Source organism: Deinococcus sp. Leaf326 (assembly GCF_001424185.1).
Classification (GTDB): Bacteria; Deinococcota; Deinococci; order Deinococcales; family Deinococcaceae; genus Deinococcus.
This window is the reverse complement of sequence record NZ_LMOM01000014.1, coordinates 58,085-76,827: the sequence shown is the minus strand read 5'-3', so window position 1 is coordinate 76,827 and position 18,743 is coordinate 58,085. Positions and strand designations below refer to the sequence as shown.

At 68.8% G+C, this 18,743-nt stretch carries 14 protein-coding genes and 2 pseudogenes; 7 read left to right on the top strand and 9 right to left on the bottom strand.

Annotation, left to right across the window (positions count from 1 at the left end; genetic code table 11):
* Nucleotides 1-223 precede the first annotated feature (223 nt).
* From ASF71_RS24920 to ASF71_RS05450, 4 genes and pseudogenes are all read left to right on the top strand, one after another.
* Nucleotides 224-441 (top strand): annotated as a pseudogene (locus ASF71_RS24920) (transposase); the annotation flags it as partial.
* A gap of 1 nt (nucleotide 442) precedes the next feature.
* Nucleotides 443-789, top strand: a pseudogene (locus ASF71_RS24480) (transposase); the annotation flags it as partial.
* A gap of 134 nt (nucleotides 790-923) precedes the next feature.
* A complete protein-coding gene (locus tag ASF71_RS05455) occupies nucleotides 924-1,520 on the top strand; it encodes a TetR/AcrR family transcriptional regulator (RefSeq protein ID WP_056296274.1) in 597 nt (198 codons plus the stop codon).
* A 64-nt stretch (nucleotides 1,521-1,584) separates the two neighbouring features.
* Nucleotides 1,585-2,562: a zinc-binding dehydrogenase gene (locus ASF71_RS05450; RefSeq protein ID WP_056296240.1), complete on the top strand. Its 978-nt coding sequence runs from the start codon at nucleotides 1,585-1,587 to the stop codon at nucleotides 2,560-2,562.
* Nucleotides 2,563-2,708: 146 nt separating this feature from the next.
* On the opposite strand, the gene ASF71_RS05445 is transcribed toward ASF71_RS05450, so the two are convergent.
* A complete protein-coding gene (locus ASF71_RS05445; protein WP_056296238.1) occupies nucleotides 2,709-4,916 on the bottom strand; it encodes a discoidin domain-containing protein in 2,208 nt (735 codons plus the stop codon).
* A gap of 274 nt (nucleotides 4,917-5,190) precedes the next feature.
* Between ASF71_RS05445 and ASF71_RS05440 the strand changes: the two genes are divergently transcribed.
* Nucleotides 5,191-6,264, top strand: coding sequence for a LacI family DNA-binding transcriptional regulator (locus ASF71_RS05440; RefSeq protein ID WP_056296235.1), 1,074 nt, complete (start codon nucleotides 5,191-5,193; stop codon nucleotides 6,262-6,264).
* Nucleotides 6,265-6,344: 80 nt separating this feature from the next.
* Here the strand turns inward: ASF71_RS05440 and ASF71_RS05435 are convergent, their stop codons facing one another.
* The gene (locus tag ASF71_RS05435; protein WP_200939663.1) at nucleotides 6,345-6,764 is read right to left on the bottom strand and encodes a helix-turn-helix domain-containing protein; all 420 of its coding nucleotides are present in this window, start codon (nucleotides 6,762-6,764) and stop codon (nucleotides 6,345-6,347) included.
* Nucleotides 6,765-6,861: 97 nt separating this feature from the next.
* Here ASF71_RS05435 and ASF71_RS05430 point away from each other — a divergent pair, with 97 nt between their 5' ends.
* Entirely contained in the window at nucleotides 6,862-7,674 is an 813-nt protein-coding gene (locus ASF71_RS05430) for an SDR family NAD(P)-dependent oxidoreductase (RefSeq protein ID WP_156372626.1), read from the top strand.
* A gap of 66 nt (nucleotides 7,675-7,740) precedes the next feature.
* Here the strand turns inward: ASF71_RS05430 and ASF71_RS05425 are convergent, their stop codons facing one another.
* From ASF71_RS05425 to ASF71_RS05395, 7 genes are all read right to left on the bottom strand, one after another.
* Nucleotides 7,741-9,570: a glycoside hydrolase family 3 protein gene (locus ASF71_RS05425; RefSeq protein WP_056296228.1), complete on the bottom strand. Its 1,830-nt coding sequence runs from the start codon at nucleotides 9,568-9,570 to the stop codon at nucleotides 7,741-7,743.
* A 28-nt stretch (nucleotides 9,571-9,598) separates the two neighbouring features.
* Entirely contained in the window at nucleotides 9,599-10,660 is a 1,062-nt protein-coding gene (locus tag ASF71_RS05420; protein ID WP_056296225.1) for an ABC transporter ATP-binding protein, read from the bottom strand.
* A complete protein-coding gene (locus tag ASF71_RS05415) occupies nucleotides 10,647-12,593 on the bottom strand; it encodes a dipeptide/oligopeptide/nickel ABC transporter permease/ATP-binding protein (RefSeq protein ID WP_056296222.1) in 1,947 nt (648 codons plus the stop codon). The genes ASF71_RS05420 and ASF71_RS05415 overlap by 14 nt, the downstream gene beginning before the upstream one ends.
* Nucleotides 12,590-13,576: an ABC transporter permease gene (locus ASF71_RS05410; protein ID WP_056296219.1), complete on the bottom strand. Its 987-nt coding sequence runs from the start codon at nucleotides 13,574-13,576 to the stop codon at nucleotides 12,590-12,592. The genes ASF71_RS05415 and ASF71_RS05410 overlap by 4 nt, the downstream gene beginning before the upstream one ends.
* A gap of 59 nt (nucleotides 13,577-13,635) precedes the next feature.
* Nucleotides 13,636-15,264: an ABC transporter substrate-binding protein gene (locus ASF71_RS05405; protein WP_056296216.1), complete on the bottom strand. Its 1,629-nt coding sequence runs from the start codon at nucleotides 15,262-15,264 to the stop codon at nucleotides 13,636-13,638.
* 77 nt (nucleotides 15,265-15,341) lie between these two features.
* Nucleotides 15,342-16,535: an ROK family protein gene (locus tag ASF71_RS05400; RefSeq protein ID WP_056296213.1), complete on the bottom strand. Its 1,194-nt coding sequence runs from the start codon at nucleotides 16,533-16,535 to the stop codon at nucleotides 15,342-15,344.
* A gap of 193 nt (nucleotides 16,536-16,728) precedes the next feature.
* Nucleotides 16,729-17,355: a hypothetical protein gene (locus ASF71_RS05395; RefSeq protein ID WP_056296210.1), complete on the bottom strand. Its 627-nt coding sequence runs from the start codon at nucleotides 17,353-17,355 to the stop codon at nucleotides 16,729-16,731.
* A 73-nt stretch (nucleotides 17,356-17,428) separates the two neighbouring features.
* Between ASF71_RS05395 and ASF71_RS05390 the strand changes: the two genes are divergently transcribed.
* The gene (locus ASF71_RS05390) at nucleotides 17,429-18,649 is read left to right on the top strand and encodes an MFS transporter (protein ID WP_056296209.1); all 1,221 of its coding nucleotides are present in this window, start codon (nucleotides 17,429-17,431) and stop codon (nucleotides 18,647-18,649) included.
* Nucleotides 18,650-18,743 lie beyond the last annotated feature (94 nt).

The window sequence follows — 18,743 nt, the reverse complement described above, 5'->3', positions numbered from 1 at the left end:
AAAGAACAGGTGGCCCCGGAGTTGAAAAAAAAAGGTCGCTGAGGGCGCCACCTTGGTCTATCTCGATGAGGTGGGCTTTGCGATGAAGGGCGTACGCCGGCAGACCTGGGAGAAGCTKTCCACCATAGGGGCAATCACCTCGGGGGGACAGTTCTTCCAGAACACAAAAAAGGGCGCCATGCGGAGTGGGGATGTGATCCAGTTTTTCGAGCATGTNTCCACCATAGGGGCAATCACCTCGGGGGGACAGTTCTTCCAGAACACAAAAAAGGGCGCCATGCGGAGTGGGGATGTGATCCAGTTTTTCGAGCATGTGTTGCGCCATGTGACCGGGCACTTGGTGGTCGTCCTGGACAATGCGAGCATCCATCGGGCCAAAGCCGTGCAGACGTTCGTGGCCAGCCACGAACGTCTCTCACTGGTGTACTTACCGCCGTATGCNTGGTGGTCGTCCTGGACAATGCGAGCATCCATCGGGCCAAAGCCGTGCAGACGTTCGTGGCCAGCCACGAACGTCTCTCACTGGTGTACTTACCGCCGTATGCCCCAGAGCTCAACCCCATCGAGCTGGTCTGGGCATATGTCAAGCGCAATGTCCTGGGGAACTTCTGTGCGTCGAACGTGGACGAGCTCAAGGCCCGGTTGGTCAGGGCCTGGCAGCGCGTACGCTACATCCAGCTTCCACAGCACTTGATGGGAACTTCTGTGCGTCGAACGTGGACGAGCTCAAGGCCCGGTTGGTCAGGGCCTGGCAGCGCGTACGCTACATCCAGCTTCCACAGCACTTGATGGACTCCAATTTATGCCGAGATCAATAGAGGCGAGGTCGGCTCCTTCGGCTGGAAGAAATCCTTCAACTTTTCACCGAACGCAGCTTTCTAGACGACCGGTCTATTTTCTGCTATATCCTGAGGGTGGCCGTGATGACGAAAGGAGAACAGACCCGCCGACATCTGCTCGACGTGGGCCGGCAGCAGGTTCTCCAGAAGGGGTACGGAGGCGTTGGCCTCAAGGAACTGCTGGAGACCGGCGGCGTGCCCAAGGGCTCCTTCTACCACTACTTCGCCTCGAAGGAGGCGTTTGGCTGCGCCCTGCTGGACGACTATTTCGCCGAGTACGAACAGCGTCTCGACCGGCTGCTGGGCCAGAAGGGCGACGCCCGCACCCGGCTCATGCGGTTCTGGCAGGCGTGGCTCGACTCCTCGGGCCACGAGGGGCTGGCCCACCACTGCTTGGTCGTCAAGCTGGGGGCCGAGATCGCCGATCTGCCGGGCGACCTGCGGCGCCTGACCAACGAGGGCGCGGCGCGACTCATCAGCCGGGTCAGTGCCGTCGTTACGGCCGGGCAGGCCGAGGGGTCCATCCCCGCAGCCACCCCACCCGGCACGTTGGCGCAGGCACTGTACTCGATGTGGCTCGGCGCGGCCGTCCTCTCCAAGGTCCAGAAAAGTGCCCAGCCGCTGCACGACGCCCTGGTCGTCACGGCGCAGCTCCTGACCCCGGCGGCTCCGGCGGCCTGAACCTGTTCCCTCTCCCCCATCCCGGCGGCCCCGACCGCCACCCGAACTCTTCTGGAGGTACATCATGAAAAGCGTCGTCTACACACAGTTTGGAGAACCCGAAACCGTCCTGAGCCTCGGCGAGCTGGCCCTGCCGGAGCCTGGCCCCCGCCAGGTGCGGATCAAGACGGTGCTCGCCGCCATCCATAACCACGACCTGTGGACCGTGCGGGGCAGCTACGGCCACAAGCCGGCGCTGCCGGCCGTGGGCGGGACCGAGGCCGTGGGCGTCGTGGACGCTGTGGGCGAGGGCGTGGACGCCGGCCTGATCGGGCGCCGGGTCAACAGCGCGTCGGGCACCGGCACTTGGGGCGAGTACTTCCTGGCCCCGGCCGCCGGCCTCGTACCGCTGCCCGACGCCGTATCGGACGAGGCGGCCGCGCAGCTCATCGCCATGCCGCTGAGCGCCCTGTCGCTGCTGGACTTCCTCGGGGTCAAGACTGGCGACTGGATCGTCCAGAACACGGCCAACGGCGCGGTGGGCAAGACGCTGGCGATGCTCACGGCGGCGCGCGGCGTCCACACCATCAACCTCGTGCGCCGCGACGCGGGCATGACCGAGATGAACGACCTGGGCATCGGGAACGTCGTCTCGACTGCGCAGCCCGGCTGGAAGGATCAGGTGCGCGCCCTGCACGGCGACGCCCCCATCCGCGCGGCCGTGGACTCCATCGGCGGCGACGCCTCGGGCGACCTCGCGGACCTGCTGGGCAGCGACGGCCTGCTCGTGTCCTTCGGAACCATGTCGGGCGGCCCCATGCACATTCCCTCGGGCGACGTGATCTTCAAGCACCTGACGGTCAAGGGCTTCTGGGGCAGCCGCATCATCGCGGACATGCCGGCCGAGGAACGCACCCGATTGATCCGCGAACTCGTCGGCCTCGTGGCCGGGGGGCAGCTGCAATTGCCGGTCGAGGGCACCTACGCCTTCGCGGACATCCGGCAGGCGGTCCAGGCGTCGCTGACGCCCGGCAAGTCAGGCAAGGTACTGCTGCGCCCCTGAGTTCCGCCCGCAGCCGCCCGGAGTGATTTCCGTCTTCCGGCCGCGGGGCAGCGAAAGCGTCCAGCACGGTTCTGCGCAGGCAGCTCCGGCTGGACGCTTTCGTCCTACTGGGTGAGCGGGCGGTCAGCGCCGGTGGGCGCGACCATTCAGGGGTAGTTGACCAGATAGCTCGGCGCCGTGTTCGTGTTCGGCTGCGGCACGGCGGCGCCCGCGTTGTTGATGATGCGGTCGATGCTGCCCTTGTTGTTCAGCGACACGGTTACGAGGTCGTGCATCTTCACGCCGCTCACGTTGGGCACCTCGAAGGCGCGGTCCACCCGCACCGCCGGGTTCACGTTGAAAAAGGCATAGCTGCCCAGACCCCAGCCCTCGTGGGTGGTCACACCGTCGGCCACCTTGTAGGCCGCGTAGCCATTTGCGCCGCTGCGCCACGTCGCCTGGTCGGGCACGTCGTAGGGCTTCTCGTTCTGGAAGAAGATGGTCTTGCCGCCCTGCCCGTTCCACAGCACCTCGTACTTCTGATAGTGCTCGACGAACAGGCCCGTGGCGAGCACATTGTTGCCGTTCACGATCAGGCCGGTATCGGCGGTGTTGACGGTCCAGCCGGTCGGGTTGATGCCGTGGTCGGCGCGCCATGCCCAGATATGGTCCACGATGGTGTTGTCGCTGTGCACGATCAGGCTGGTCGTGGACTTGCCCGCCACCGCCCCCCCGATGCGGAAGAACACGTCCTGCACGCTGATGGGGTTGGTGGCGTGGTTGGTGTGTACGCCCGACTGCCCCACGGTCAGCAGTGCCGGGCTGTTCACCGTTCCCGCGTCGAACAGCAGGCCTGCCACCTTCACGCCGTCCACGTCGGCGACCGACATCGCGTTGACGCCGCCGTCGGGCACCAGCGTCGGGTAGCCCAGACCCAGCACAACCGTATTCGCGCGGGTGACGTTCAGGGTCTGGTTCAGGTGATACACGCCTGGTGTGAAAAACAGGTTGAGCCCCAGCGACAGCGCCTGGTTCAGCGTGGCGGCGCTGTCGCTGGGCCGCGCCACATAGAACTGGCTCATGGGAATGGAGGTGCCGGGCGTGTTGGGCCACGTCACCCCCGCGGCGTTCGTGCGCAGCGATGGCACGAAGACGCTGTACTTGCCGTTCTCGAAGTACAGGTACGGTTTCTCACGCGAGGCGGGGGTGGTGCCCAGCACCGTGTGCGACGGGTTCGGGAAGTTCTGTGCCGGGGCGCCCTGTACGCCCGAGAACACCATGTTCCACACCGAGCCGCTCCAGCTTCCCAGCGTGCTGTCTCGGGTATACCACTGCTGCTGCGACCCCGAGGTCACCGCGCCGTCCACCCGGCTGTCCGAGAGATAGCCGCCACTGGAGTAGCCCTGCCCGCCGTCCTGGTTGGACGGTCCCAGCGTCAGGTTGCCCCGGATATGCACGCGGCGCATGGGGGCCGCCTGCGACACGGCCCAGCGGTTCGTGCCGCCCTCGGGAATCACGGCGAGGTTCTCTGCCGAGCGCCAGAAGTTCTGGGTGGCGTTCGACTCGTCGCCGTAGTTCCAGCCGCTGTCCACATTGATGGCCCCGGTGATCGTCACGTCGTCGGGGTTCCTGCCCAGGCCCGCCAGGGTCGTGTAGAAGCCCACATTGGCCCACACCCGACCGTAGCTGCCCGGCTTGAACAAGAAGGTGTACCGCTGGTCCCCGAATTGCGCGGTCTGGCTGCGCAGCTGCGCGTTGAAGGCCGCGTCAACCTTCGACTGAATGGTCGAGGCCGGCACCGACGGGTCAAAGATGGTCACGTTCGGCCCAAAGTCCGGCGTGTCGGAGGTCGGCAGGGTAGTCGTCGTCCCCGCACCGTTCACCTTGAATTCGAACATGGACACCCCGTAGCCGGTCGCCCGCGCGGTCGAGTAGAGACGCACGTAGCGCCCGCTGCCGCTCACCGCCACCGTCTGGGTACCGCCTGTGCCGGCCGTGTCGGGCGAGGCGGCGCTCCAGGTGCTGCCGTCGCCCGACACCTCGATGCGGAAGGTCCGGGCATAGGCGGCCTCCCACTGGATGGTCACCTGGCACAGGCTCTGGGTGCTGCCCAGGTCCACCCGCAGCCACTGGGGGTCACTGAAGGCGCTCGACCAGCGCGTGCCCGCGTCGCCGTCCACCGCCGCGCTCGCCGGGGTACCGCCGTTCTCGGTGCTTGACGCCGTAGCTGCCTTGCCCTGCGCGAGGTTGGTGCCCCCGCAGGTGGCCTGCGCCTGAAAGAGGCCGGCCGGGCCGCCCGCCTGCGGTGAGGGGCTTTGTCCGCAGGCGCTGAGGGCGAGGGCCGAGAACAGCAACACGGAGGTTTTCAGGGTCATCGTGGGTCTCCAGAGGGTCCGGCAACGCCCGTAGGTGACGTCGACTGTGCCGGGAGGACGGAATTTATAGCGCTATAATCTTCAGCCTCGACAGGGCAAGCCGGGGGCGCTCTGGAATCGCCGAAAACGACCATAGGGGCCTCCTGGGGCCGGATGGGAACGAAGACTCGGGGCTTCGGCAGGGCAGATTGGGGGGTTACCCCTGAAATATAGCGCTACATTCTGGGCATGACAATAGGTTGGCTAGGCAGTGCAGCGGCACAATGAAGGCGCGATGGACAGAGACGAGAGAGGAAATACCGGCAGACCGGGCCGGGCCGCCGCACCGGACCTGACCCTCGCCGACGTGGCCCGGCACGCGGGCGTGTCGCCTATGACAGTGTCGAACGTCATCAACGGGCGGCCCGGTGTGCGGCCGGCGACGCGGCAGCGGGTCCTCGAGGCGGTGGCGGCGACCGGCTACCGCGTCAACGAGGTGGCCCGCGCGCTGGCCGGTGGACGCAGCCGGATGCTGAGCGTGTTCACGCCGCAGCTCAACCGGCCCTACGCCGCCGAGGTCGTGCAGGGCGCGGCGCAGGCAGCCGAGGAGTTACGCTACGACCTCGTGGTCGTGATGCGCTCGGGGGGCGGCGGCGCGGACCTGTCGCTGATGGCGCGGCTCTCGGCGGGGGCCCTGCTCATCCAGCCCTCGGCCGGCGACTGGCCGCGCCGCGCCGAGCTGCCGCCCCACCTCGTGAGCGTGGACGGCCCCGGCGAGCGGGTGCTGGGCACCGACAATGCCGGCGGGGCGCGGCAGGCCACCGCGCACCTGCTGGCGCTGGGGCATACCCGCATCGGCCTGATCACGGGGCTGCTCTCGGAACCGCAGGGGCCGCAGACCGGGCGCGACGACGCCGCCGAGCGCCTGCGCGGCTACGGAGATACGCTGCGCGAGGCCGGGCTGGACCCCGAACGCTACGTCCGGCACGGCGACTACACCCAGGAGAGCGGCGCGCGCGCGGCCCGCGAGCTGCTGGCCCTTTCGCCGCCGCCCACGGCCCTCTTCGCTGCCGGGGACGCGATGGCGCTGGGCGCTCTGCACGCCGCGCAGGACCTGGGTTTCCGGGTGCCGCAGGACCTCTCGGTGGTGGGCTTCGACGACCTGCCCATCGCCGCCGCCGCCCGCCCGGCCCTGACCACGGTGCGTCAGCCCCTGCGCCGGATGGGCGAGGTCGCCGTGCAACTGCTCGTCGAACTGGCCGAGGGCGGCGCGCCCAGGCCGCCCCTCCCCTTCCCCACCGAACTCGTGATCCGCGAGTCGTCGGGACCGGCCCCCTCCGGCGCCCCCGGGCGCCACCGCCGGGGCTGAGTGCCTTCGCGGCGAGAAGGTCACTCCAGGGGGTTCACGGGGTCGCCCGACAATTGACCGGATCTCCCCCGGCGTCCGGCTTACGCGAGATGCGTCCGGCGCAGGTCGGCTATCGCCTCGGCCTCGTCGGCAGCGCCTCCGGCGAGGTGACCCGCGAGATAACGCTCCTCGACCGGGCGATATTGGTAGCTCCACTCACTGATCGCCATCAAGACCGGGTACAGGGCGACGCCCTTCTCGGTCAGCCGGTAGATGACCTTCTGGGCATGAGCCGGGTCGGGGGCCGCGCTGACGATGTCCTGCGCCAGCAACAGTTTCAGGCGGTCGGCCAGGATGTTCGACGAGATGTGTTCCTCGGAGGCCAGCATCTCCCGGAAATGGCGCTTGCCCCCGAACATCAGGTCACGGACGATGAGCAGGGTCCAGCGGTCACCAAAAATGTCCAGCCCCAGGCTCACCGGGCAGCCCGAGCGGACGGAGTCGTCACCTTGCTTCTTCACTGGTTGCATTATCGCATCAGTTCGACTAGGCTTCAACCGATTCGGGAATGCAACCGCTTTTGATTCGGCTCTGCGTTCCCGGCCAGAAGGAACCCTCATGCCGAACGACCTGCACACCAACGCCGACCTGCTTGCCACTCTACCGCGCGATACCCGGCTCTCGGGCCAGAAGGCCATCGTCACCGGCTCTACGAGCGGCATCGGTGAGGCCATCGCCTATGTCCTGGCCGCCTCCGGCGCCGAGGTCGTGGTGAGTGGCCGCGACGCCGCCCGCGCGCGGCGGGTCACCGACGCCGTCACCTCGGCCGGGGGCCAGGCCTGGGCCGTGCCCGCCGACCTCTCCGGCTCCTACGCCGAGCTGCGGAGCTTCGCGCAGGAGGCCACGGCGGCGCTCGGCGGCCGGGTGGACCTTCTTGTCAACAATGCCGGGGTCTATCCCGTCACGCCGACCGAGCTGCTCCCGGACCACGACCTCGACGCGCTGCTGGCGACGAACATCCGGGCACCGCACGTGCTTGTCGCGGCGCTCGCGCCCGGCATGGCCACGCGGGGGTCGGGCAATATCGTCAATATCGGGTCCTGGATGGGCCGGGTCGGCACTGCCAGCGGGGCCATGTACACCGCCTCGAAAGCCGCCCTGGAGCAGATGACCCGCAACTGGGCGGCGGAATACGGCCCGCGCGGCGTCCGGGTCAACACGGTCGCCCCCGGCGCCACCCTGACGCCGGGCAACGCCGACTTCGCCGCCGTCCTTGACGCGATGACCTCCGCAACCGTGTCGGGCCGTCCGGTCCGGCCCATCGATATCGCCTACGGCGTCCGGTTCCTCGTCTCCTCCGAAGCCGCCTTTGTCCAGGGCAGCATCCTAGATGTCGACGGGGGGATGCTCAGCACCAGACTCCGGTTCTAGAGGAGCCGGCGGGTGGAGCCGAGGGAGCTGCACGGAATCTACCGCTCCCCGGCCCCACGCCGGACTTCAGCGCGTGACCGGCGAGCGCTCCCCGGCCACGTCGGCCGTCTGCCCTTCGCCCACCCGGAACAGCGTGTCCGACCCCTCGCGGCGCGGCAGGTCGGCGAGCGTGCGCGGCCAGTCGAAGGACAGCCGCCCGGTGAAGGGCCGCGCGCCCAGCAGCACGTCGGCCAACCCGGTGCCCTCGCTACCGGGCAGCCACGCCGCGACGAAGGCGTCCCAGCCCTTCAGGTCCTCCGTCACGATCAGCGGGCGGCCCGAATACAGCACCACGGCCACCTGGTCGCAGCGGGCCTGCATCCGCGCGACGAGGGCGCGGTGCTCGTCGGTCAGGGCCAGCGACGCGCGGTCGCCCATGCCCTCGGCGTAGGGTTCCTCCGCCAGCACGACGAGGCCCACGGGAAAACGTTCCTCGCCCTCGCCGGCCGGAGCGTACTCGATCCGGCGCCCACCGGCCCCGGCCCGCAGCCCCTCCAGCAGCGTGGTGCCGGTGGTGGTCGCACCCTCGCCGCCCATCCAGGTGATCGTCCAGCCACCGCATTGCAGGCCGAGGTCGTCGGCAGCCCGGCCGGCCACGAGAAGCTGGCCGTCGTCAGGAAGGGGAAACACGCCCTCGTTCTTGAGGAGCACGGCCGATTTGGCAGCGGCCTCGCGGGCCAGGGCGCGGTGGGCGTCCGAGCCGACCTCGGAGAGCAGCGCCGGGTCGGTATGCGGCTGCCCGAACAGCCCGAGGGCATACTTGGTGTTCAGGATGCGGCGCACGGCGTCGTCGATGCGCTCGCCACTTACCTCGCCCGCCTCCACCGCGCGGCGCAGCGAGGCGATGAAGCTCTCGTAGTCGAAGGGCACCATCACCATGTCCACGCCCGCATTGACCGACTCGCGCACGGCCGCCTCGAAGTCGGGCGCGACCTGCTGCACGCCCTCCCAGTCCGAGACGACGAAGCCCGCAAAGTCTAATTCGCCCTTGAGCACGTTGGTGATCAGGTAGCGGTGTCCGTGCATCTTGAGGCCCTGCCAGCTGCTGTAGGACACCATCACGTTCAGGGCCCCGGCCTCAATGGCGGCGCGGTAGGGCGGCAGGTGCACGGCGCGCAGCGTCTCCTCGTCGATTGACGAGTCGCCCTGGTCGATCTGCCACGCGCCTTTGTCGAGCAGGGTCACGAAGTCCTCGCCCATCTGGGCAATCGCCAGCGTGCGGTCGTGGTCGGGGTCGGTCATGCGGGCGCGCTTGCCACTGCCCCAGTCGGTCGCCCCATCGGCGACGAAGTGCTTGACCGAGGGCAATACGGCCGTGGGCGAGTTCCAGCCCTCGCCCTTCAGGCCCTCCACGAGCGCGGCGGCCAGCCGGCCCACGAGCGCCGGGTCCTGGCCGTAGCCCTCGTAGCTGCGGCCCCAGCGGAAGTCCTGTGGGATGCTCACGGCGGGCGCGAAGGCCCAGCGCACATTCGTGGCGGCGGCCTCGAGCGCGGTCGCGCGGCCGATGCGGCGCAGCAGATCCGGGTCGTTCGTCGCCCCCAGGCCAATATTGTGCGGAAAGATGGTTGCCCCCACCACGTTGTTGTGCCCGTGTACGGCGTCCGAGCCGTAGAGCAGTGGAATCTTCAGGCGCGCCTCCTGCGCCTCGGCGATAAACGCCGTCACCATGTCGCGCCAGCCCTGGGGGCTGTTGGGGTCGGGGTTGCCGCCGCCGCCGCTCAGGACCGAGCCCAGGCCGAGGCGGGCCACGTCGCCGGGCTTCACGCTGTTCTTTTCGGGCTGGGTCATCTGACCGATCTTTTCGTCCAGGGTCATGCGCGCGAGGAGGTCTTCTACAAAGGGAATGTGCTGGGGCATGGAAACGTCCTTGTACGGAAAATCCGGATCAGATCTGAGGCTGGGGGGCTGCGGGCGCCGGCGAATGGAGGAGCGGCTGCGCGGCCAGCGCCGGGTCGTGGAGGATGCAGCGCGCCTGGTGGCCCGGCCCCACGTCATACAGGCGGGGCAGGCTCTCCCGGCACGCGGCGCGGGCGTGGGGACAACGCGGCTCGAAGGGACAGCCGGGCGGCAGGTTGCCGAGGTCGGGCACCTCGCCGCGCGCCTCCAGCGGGCCGGCGCCGAGGTTGCCCCCCGGCTTGGGCGCCGCGCTCCGGAGCAGTTGCGTGTAGGGCATCTGGGGCTCCCCGATCACCGCCTCGGAGGGACCGATCTCGACGATGTGCCCGGCGTACATCACGGCGACGCGGTCGCTCATGTACCGCGCGCCCGCGAGGTCGTGGGTGATGAACAGCATCGACAGGCCCTCCTGGTCGCGCAGGTCGAGCAGCAGGTTCATGATGTCGAGCCGGATGGACACGTCGAGCGCCGAGGTCGGTTCGTCGGCCAGGATCACACCGGGGCGCGCGGCGAGGGCGCGGGCGATCACCACGCGCTGACGCTGCCCGCCCGAGAGTTCGTGGGGCCGTTTGGCGGCGTAGTCCGCGCCGGGCGACAGCCCCACGCGGTCCAGCAGCGCTGCGACCTGCGGCCCCACCTCGCGCCCACGCGCCAGGCCGTGAATCTGGAGGGGCCGCCCCACGATGTAGCCCACCGTATGCAGCGGATTGAGGCTGGCGAAGGGGTCCTGAAAGATCATCTGGACCTGCCGACGAAAGGACTGCAGGGAGCGGCCCGAGAGCCGCGCGGGCACCGGCTGGCCGTTCAGGCGCAGCGCGCCGCGCGTCGGCTCGTGCAGACGCGAGAGCAGGCGGGCGACGGTGCTCTTGCCGCTGCCGGACTCGCCCACCAGCCCAAGCACCTCGCCGCGCCCGAGGGTGAGGGTCACGTCGTTCACGGCCGTCACGCTGCGGCCCGATCTTCCCACGGTGAACACCTTGGTCAGGCCGTTCAGTTCCAGGGCGGGTGGAGGCGTAGGACCTGAGGCGGACAGGGCATCAGTCGGCGGCATCAGGGTACTCCTGGGATTTGGGTGCCGGTTTGACGGCGCTGGAGTGCAGGAAACACGCGACGCGGTGGCCCGGCACGATTTCTACGCTGGCGGGTTTCTGGGTGTCGCACCTGCCGGGCATGCGGCTGGGGCAGCGGTCGAAGAAAGGACAGCCGGGAGAGTCGGCGCTCAGGGGTGGGGGCCGGCCTGGAATGCCGCTCCGGCGCTCGCGCGGACCGTCCAGCGGCGGGAAGGCGTGCATCAGGCGCTCGGTGTAAGGGTGCAGCGGGCGGGCGTAGAGGTCGGCGGCCGGCGCCTCCTCGATGATTTCACCGGCATACATGATGGCGATGCGGTCACTCATCTCGACGAGCAGCGACAGGTCGTGCGTGATGAACACGACCGAGATGCCCAGGCGGCGGCGCGCCGAGTCGATCTCCTGCAGGATCTGGCGCTGCACCACCACGTCGAGCGCCGTGGTCGGCTCGTCCATCACGACGAGCTTGGGTTCGAGGGCCAGCGCGATGGCGATCACCACGCGCTGCTTCATGCCGCCCGAAAGCTGGTGCGGGTAGGCCGCCAGATAATCCGGGCGGATGCCGACGAGCTCGAACAGTTCGCGGGCGCGGGCCTCCAGCCGGGCCGGGTCCTTCACGCCGTGCGCCTGCATCGCGTCGTAGACCTGTTCACGCACGCGCAGCACGGGGTTGAGGATGCTCATGCTCGCCTGGAACACCACCGAGTAGTCTCGCCAGCGCACGCGGCGCAGTTCCTCGGGGCTCAGGACCAGCAGGTCCTGGCCCGACAGGCGCGACTCGCCGCCGAAGACCGCTCCGGGGGCTTCCAGGAGCCGCGTCGCCGCGAAGGCCAGGGTGGACTTGCCGCAGCCCGACTCGCCCGCCAACCCCACGAACTCGCCGGGGGCGATATCCAGCGACACGTCGCGCACCGCCCGCACACGCCCGCTTCCCGCGCGGCCCGTGCGCGGCGTGAGGTAGCCGGCGTCGAGGTGCGAGACAGCCAGCAGCGGCGCGGCGACCGGGGCGGGCGCGGCGGCTAGAGCCGGGGCCACCTTCGCCCTGCCGGCCGACTGGCGCTCCTTGCGGCGGCCCATCCCCGCATTCACGATGCGCGGGTTGGTGATCTCGTCGATCCCGAAGTTGATGAGTGCGAAGGCCGTCCCCAGCAGCGCGATCATCAGGCCCGGCGCGGCGATCCACCACCACGCCCCCTGGAGGAGCGCGCCGCGCGCCTGCGCCCAGTACAGCAGCGTGCCCCAGGTGACCTGCGACACGTCGCCCATGCCCAGGAAGGCCAGCCCGGCTTCCGAGAGAATGGCGTACAGCGCAGTGCTGAAGAAACTCGCCGCGATGAGGCCCGCGAGGTTGGGGAGCATCTCTGCGAAGATGATGCGCAGCGGCCGCTCGCCCGAGGCGATGGCCGCCGACACGAAGTCGCGGTTCCGCAGCGCGAGGGCCTGCGAGCGCAGGACCCGCGCCCCCCAGGCCCAGCCGGTGAGCGCGATGACGATGATGATGGACCACACGCCGCCGCCCCGCAGGAAGGCGCTGGCGATGATGAGCAGCGGCAGCCCCGGTAGCACCAGAAAGACGTTGATCAACACGTTGATGGCCTCGTCGACCTTGCCACCGAAATAGGCGGCCGTGAGCCCCAGCGCCGTGCCGATGAAGGTGGCGACGATACCGGCCGTGAAGCCAATGAGCAGCGTCAGCCGCGCGCCGTACAGGAGCTGAGACCAGATGTCCTGCCCGAGCGCGGTCGTGCCCAGGGGGTGCCCGGCCTGCGGCGGCAGCCACGTCGGGTAATCCTGAGAGACCGGCGAGTAGGGGGTGAGCAGCGGAGCGAAAAGCGCCAGCGCGAACATCAGCAGCAACAGGGCCGCGCCGGCCGCCGCGCGGGGCGAACGCCGCAGGAAGCTCAGGAGGTTCTTCATCCGGCCTTCCCGTCACGCACACGCGGGTCGAGAACGGCGTACAGCGCGTCCACGAAGAAGTTGGCGACGAGCACCGCCAGGGCGATGAACAGGAAGATTGCCTGCATGAGTGGATAGTCCAGCGTGGTCACGGCGTTGTAGAGCTGTAGACCCAGCCCCGGGTACGAAAACACCGTCTCGGTCAGGATGCTGCCGCCCACCACGAAGCCCAGCGCCATGCCGAAGGCTGTGAAGCTCGGCAGCAGGGCGTTGCGCAGCACATAGCGGTTCAGCAGCCGGCCCTCGCTCAGGCCCTTGGCGCGGGCGAAGGCGACGTAGTCCTCGCCCATCACGCCCATGACGTTGTTGCGCATGGTGATCAGCCAGCCGCCCGCCGCCGTCACCACGAGGGTCAGGGCGGGCAGCGCGGCGTGGCGCACCAGACTCTTCCACCACTCGGCGCTGAACTGCGTCAGGAAGGGGTCGAGATTGCCGCTGAGAGGAAAGGTGCCGGTGCGGAAGGCCAGCAGATACAGCAGCAGCAGCGCGAACCAGAAGTACGGCATGGAGTTCAGGAACAGGGCGATGGGCGGCAGGGCGTCGGCCAGCCGCCCGCCCCGCCGCCACGCGCTGTACAGGCCCAAGGCACTGCCCAGAAAAAAGGCCAGTACGGTGCAGATGCCCACCAGTCCGATGGTCCAGGGCGCGGCCTGGGCGACGATGTCCACGACCGGCGTCGGAAACTGCCCGATGGAGCGCCCGAAGTCGCCGCGCAGCATGTTGCCCAGGTAGGTCACGTACTGCGTAAAGAGGCTGCCCTGATCGTTCAGGCCGTAGGCGACCGTCAGGGCGTCCACCGCCGAAGGGTCGAGCTTGCCCTGATACTTGGCGAGCATGGCGCCGATGGGATCGCCGGGCACGAGGCGAGGCAGGACGAAGTTGAGCGTGACTGCCACCCAGAGGGTCAGCAGCAGAAACAGGAATTTGCGCAGCAGGTAGGGCATGGGCACCTCGAAAAGACGGGGCCGGGAGGCGACGGGACCTCCCGGCCTCCCCGGCGGGCTTACTTGGGCTTGACGTTCAGGTACATCAATCGGGCGCCCGCCGTGTCGTCAGCTGTGCCCGCGTTGTAGGGGTTCTGCGCGGTTGGGAAGCCGGTGAAGCGCACGGTGGAGTAGTTCGAGAACTCCGAGCGGTCGGTGAGCGGCAGCCAGGGCATGTCGGTCATCACGGTCTTGATGATGGTCGCCATCGCCTTTTTCTGGGCGGCCGTGTCACTGGTGCTCTGGAACTGGGTCAGGGCCGCCGTGACGGCGGGGTTGGTGTAGCGCGACAGGTTGCTGGGCGCGGTCTTGCCCACCGGCGCGCTGTACTCGGGCCCGAAGCTCTGGTTGAACAGGTAGTAGGGGGTCGGGCCGCCGCCCCAGCCCCAGCTGATGCCCATGTCGAAGGTGCCCGTCTGGAGACCGCCCGAGTAGCTGCTCCAGGCCTGCTGGTCGATCTGGGTGTTTAGGCCGACCTTCTTGAGGTCTCCGCCGACGACCTGCGCCATCGTGATGAAGTCGGTCCAGCCTGCGCCCACCAGGATCTTGAAGGTGGGCAGGGCCTTGCCGTCCTTGCCGAGGCGCACTCCCTGGGCGTTCTTCTTGTAGCCGGCCCGGGTCAGGGCCGTGTCGGCAGCCGCCATGTCGTACTTCAGGCTGGCGGTGCCGGCCGGGAGCCACTGCGCCTGCTGCCCCGGAATCACGCCGCTGCTGTGCGCGGCCTTGGCGGCCCCGGCGTAGGCCTTCTCGGCCACGTTGGCCGTGTTGACCGCCTGCGAGAGCGCGCGGCGGAAGGCGGGGTCGTTGAAGGGCGCCTTGGTCGTATTGAAGTACAGGTAGTTGTCACCCGTCACCGGCCACCAGAACTGGTTGTTGGGCCCCTTCTTCTGGTAGCCGTTCACCGGGTCGGCCTGCCCGACGTAGCCGTAGTCGGCCTCGCCCTTGAGGAGCTTGAGAAGAGCGGCGTCGTTGCTGTTCGTCGAGACCCACACCACCGCGTCGATGTAGGGCTGGCCCTTCATCCAGTAGTTGGGATTTTTGAGCACGCGCAGGGCCTGTTGGCTGTAGGCGTCGAAGGTGAAGGGACCGGTGCCCACCGGCTTGGCGTTCGTCTCGGTGAGGGGCGAGGAGATTTCGCTCCAGATGGCCTCGGGCACGATCATCTGCCCGGCGACGTAGGGAAAGATGGTCGTGTTCGCCTTCGAGAAGGTCAGGACCAGGGTCGTGTCGTTCGTCGCCTTGGCGCTCGCCAGGCCGTTTTTCCAGATGGCCGAGGTGTCCAGCGCCGGGTACTGCTTGAGGTAGTTGAAGGTGAAGGCCGCGTCGCGGGCGCTGAAGGCCGAGCCGTCGTGCCACTTCACGCCGGGGCGGGTGGTGACGGTCAGGGTCTTGTTGTCGGCGCTCCAGGTGTACTTGGTGCCCAGAACCGGCGTCACCTTGCCGTTCAGGGTGTTGACGTAGAAGAGCGACTCGTAGATGGCGCTGTTGGTCGGCAGCAGGTGCTGGTCGCCGGGCGCGAAGGGGTTGAAGTTCTGCGCGCCCCACTGGGTCGGGCGCACTACGGTAAAGACGTTCTTGGGCTGCTGCGCGTGGGCGGAGACGGTCAGGGCGGCGGCCAGCACGGCGGTCAGGGTCAGGAGCTTTTGCATTCGGTGGTCCTTTGGGAACCAGGGCGGGTTCCGGCGCGCTCGGGAGAACAGAAGGAAAGAGTGGACGCGGAGAGCGGCTACATGGGCACGCCCGAACCGGCTGCATGAGCCTGCTCCCGGTCGCCGAAGAACTGCTCGACCACCAGACCGGCGGCGCCGCAGGCCCAGGCGTCGTCGCCCCAGGGTTCGACGAGCACCGGCAGGCTGCTGCGGGCGCCCGGCGCGTGCAGATGAGCGGTTAGGGCCGCGCGTGCCGGCGCGAACAGGGCCTCGTCCAGGCGCACACCCTCGCCCCCCACGATGATCAGTTCGGGGTCGAGCAGGTTGGCGGCCTGCGCCAGCGCGCGCCCCAGCCGCGTACCCGCGTCCGTCACCAGGGCCAGGGCGCCGGGGTGCCCCGCCTCCACCAGCGCCGCGAAATCGGCGGCGCCGTGCAGACCCTCGCCTGATTCGGCGAGCTGCTGCGCGAGACTCGGCTCGGAGGCGTAGGCTTCCAGACAGCCGCGCTTGCCGCACTCGCACACCCGCCCGCCCGGTTCCGAGAGCAGGTGCCCCAGCTCGCCCGCGCCGCCCCGGCCGCCCCGGTACAGTTCGCCGCCCAGTACCAGGCCAGAGCCGATGCCGCGCCCCACCGTGACCACCAGAAAGTCGCGGGCGTGCTTGCCCCGGCCCAGCAGACGCTCGGCGGTGGCGAAGGCGTTCACGTCGTTGTCGGCCCACACCGGTACCCCGGTCGCCTCCGAGATCAGGGCCGTGATGGGCACGTTATGCCACCCCAGCCGGAAGGAGTTCACGCACAGGCCGCTGCGGGGGTCGATGTTGCCCGCCAGCCCCAGCCCCACCCCGCCCAGGCGCTCCCGGCCCAGACCCGCCTGCGCGAGCAGCTTGGTGGTGGCGCGCGCAGCGGCAGCAGTTACGCTCTGCGGGGTGTGGTCGGCGTACTCCACCGTGGTTTCGGCGAGGGTGCGCAGCGAGAGGTCGGTCAGCACGGCCTCCAGACGGGTTTCCATCACCTTCAGGCCCACGGCGAAATGTCCGGCGTAATTGACGTCGAGCGGGACGGCCCGGCCCCGGCTCGCCTGCTGCGACTGCTCGACGAGCAGGGCCTCGGCGATCAGGTCGGCGGTCACGAAGGACACCGCTGCAGTGCTCAGCTGCGTGCGCTGGGCGAGCTGGGTGCGGCTCATCGGCCCATGCCGGCGCAGTTCGTTGAGAATCATGGTGCGGTGGATGACCCGCGCAGCCCGCTGGTCCACTTTCTGGGAGCGCATCTCGTCTCCTTTACTTAATTAATTTAACGACTCTGCCAGCTTAGTAAGCCCCTCCCAAGATGTCAAGCGTGCAGCCCCACCGGAAGGTGAAAGCTGGCCCTACATGCGGGGAACCGGCCTGAACGCGACCAGTCCGGCAGCCCCCAGACCCGGATACCCGTCTCCGGTTGCTCGGGACGCGGCAGGTCCGGGGCTACTCCACCCCACCCCGGACAAGCAGGAGGCTGAGGGTATAGGTGGGCGCCTTCTCGGCCTCCCAGGACGCGGCTTCTTTCAGGACCGCCAAGAGACGCCGCTTGAGCAGCCGCGCCTGCGGCTCTGGCAGGCGGAGAGCCGTGATAGTGAGCATCAGGGGTTCGTCGCTGGCGAACAGGTCTCTGGCCGGACCCTGGCCGTCCCCGATCTCCAGATTGCTGTGCATCTCGCCCTGCGAGAGCCAGAACCCCCAGACTGGACGGTCCTCCTGCAACTGCCGTGCGGCCAGCGCGGCCAGCGCGTCCATCCTCGGCCCCAGCTGGGTCAGCCAGAACCCTTCGAGCGTCTCCGACGACGTGACCTCGTAGGGAACGAACCATCTGGGGGCCGCCCGGTACCGCTTGACCGGCCGTCCCGCACGCGGGTCCGTCCTCTCCACGAAGGCGACGCCCTCCCGCTGCAGGGTGCCCAGAAGGTAGGACGCGCGGGCGAGCGGCACCCCGAGTTCCTGGGCCACGTCTCCTGCACTACACGCCCGGCGCATCAGCAGTTGCAGCAGGGGCCGGAGGTCCGGACGCAGAAGAAGGGCCGCCTGTCCGGCCGTGGCCACCTGATGTTCGCTCACGCCGACAGTCTAGGAAGAAGCTACCTGAACGGACCGCTGTTTATTCCTGTAGCCCTCTCCACACACTGAACCCATGACCTCATCCCTCTGGAACCGCAGTTTCGTGATCTGGCTCCTGGGGGCCGCCCAATCGCAATTCGGCACGGCCCTGGCCGGCATTGCCCTGAGCTTTCTGGTGCTGCACCAGACCGGCTCCGCGCGGCAGATGGCCCTGACCCTGGCCTGCAGCCTGATTCCCAACCTTCTCATGCCGTTTGCCGGAGTGCTCGTCGACCGCTTTCCCCTGAAGTGGCCGCTGATCGGCGCGGACCTGCTGCGCGGCGCCCTGCAGCTCACGGTCGGCGGGCTGGCCCTAGCCTGGGGCGACGTTCCCCTGTGGGCCATCAATCTGGCCGCGCTGCTGACGGGTCTGGCCGGAGCGTTCGCTGGGCCCGCCAGCAACGCGGCGGTGCCTACCCTGGTCCCGGCCGAGGCCCTGGGCCGCGCCAACGGTCTGCTGGGCAGCGTCGGCCGGGGGGCCTGGCTGCTGGGCACGCTGGCCGGCGGCGCGGTCGTCGCCCAGTGGTCTCCGGCAGCGGCCATCGTCGCCGACGGACTGAGCTTCCTGCTCATGGCGGCCCTGATGGGCTGGGTGCGGCTGCCCCGCGAGGTGGGAACGCCCGGCGCGCCGCTTGATCTCATCGGGGACCTGCGCGGCGGACTACAGGTGATGGGCCGTTCGCGCCTGCTCGTGCTCGCGCCGATCATCGCCCTGCTGCTCAACGCCAGTCTCGCGCCGGTCACAGCCATCCTGCCCAAACTGTTCAGCAGTATCGGGGCTCAGGCGACCGGCTACGCTACCTTTCTGGCGCTGGAAAGCCTGGGAATGCTGCTCGCCGGCGCGGCGACCGTGGCGTTCGGCCCCCGCTTCGACCCGCAGAAAGTCATCGCCGCGGGCCTGGTCCTGACCTCGCTGACCTACGCGGTCCTGTGGGCCCTGCCGCAGGTGGCGGTGCTCTGGACCGGCGCGGCGCTCCTGGGCTTCGGCTTCGGGCTCATCAACATTCCCTTCCAGACCCTGCTTCAGCAGCTCGTTCCGCAGCAGTTCCTGGGCCGTGTATTCAGTGTCCTGGGCATGGTCTCGGGGCTGGGTATGCCCCTGACCCTCCTGCTGGTCTCCCCCATTCTCGACCGGCTGCCGCTGGGGCTGTGGTTCGCCTTCGCGGCGCTGGCGCAGGGAACCGGAGGACTGGTCTGGCTGTGGGCCATCCGCGCGGCGCCGCGTCCCCTGCCCGAGGTGGCCCCCGCCAGCTGACCCCGGTAGGCTAGAGAGGAAGGGCTGAGGCAATTTCGCCCCAGCGCTTCCTGCTCAGATGTTCCGGAGTGGGCCGCGCCCGACCCTGATTGCG

Excerpts from the sequence above, each read along its gene's own strand:
- ASF71_RS05455 (WP_056296274.1), top strand. The coding sequence starts at position 924 with ATGACGAAAGGAGAACAGACCCGCCGACATCTGCTCGACGTGGGCCGG.
- ASF71_RS05450 (WP_056296240.1), top strand. The coding sequence starts at position 1,585 with ATGAAAAGCGTCGTCTACACACAGTTTGGAGAACCCGAAACCGTCCTG.
- ASF71_RS05445 (WP_056296238.1), bottom strand. The coding sequence starts at position 4,916 with ATGACCCTGAAAACCTCCGTGTTGCTGTTCTCGGCCCTCGCCCTCAGC.
- ASF71_RS05440 (WP_056296235.1), top strand. The coding sequence starts at position 5,191 with ATGGACAGAGACGAGAGAGGAAATACCGGCAGACCGGGCCGGGCCGCC.
- ASF71_RS05430 (WP_156372626.1), top strand. The coding sequence starts at position 6,862 with ATGCCGAACGACCTGCACACCAACGCCGACCTGCTTGCCACTCTACCG.
- ASF71_RS05425 (WP_056296228.1), bottom strand. The coding sequence starts at position 9,570 with ATGCCCCAGCACATTCCCTTTGTAGAAGACCTCCTCGCGCGCATGACC.
- ASF71_RS05420 (WP_056296225.1), bottom strand. The coding sequence starts at position 10,660 with ATGCCGCCGACTGATGCCCTGTCCGCCTCAGGTCCTACGCCTCCACCC.
- ASF71_RS05415 (WP_056296222.1), bottom strand. The coding sequence starts at position 12,593 with ATGAAGAACCTCCTGAGCTTCCTGCGGCGTTCGCCCCGCGCGGCGGCC.
- ASF71_RS05410 (WP_056296219.1), bottom strand. The coding sequence starts at position 13,576 with ATGCCCTACCTGCTGCGCAAATTCCTGTTTCTGCTGCTGACCCTCTGG.
- ASF71_RS05405 (WP_056296216.1), bottom strand. The coding sequence starts at position 15,264 with ATGCAAAAGCTCCTGACCCTGACCGCCGTGCTGGCCGCCGCCCTGACC.
- ASF71_RS05400 (WP_056296213.1), bottom strand. The coding sequence starts at position 16,535 with ATGCGCTCCCAGAAAGTGGACCAGCGGGCTGCGCGGGTCATCCACCGC.
- ASF71_RS05390 (WP_056296209.1), top strand. The coding sequence starts at position 17,429 with ATGACCTCATCCCTCTGGAACCGCAGTTTCGTGATCTGGCTCCTGGGG.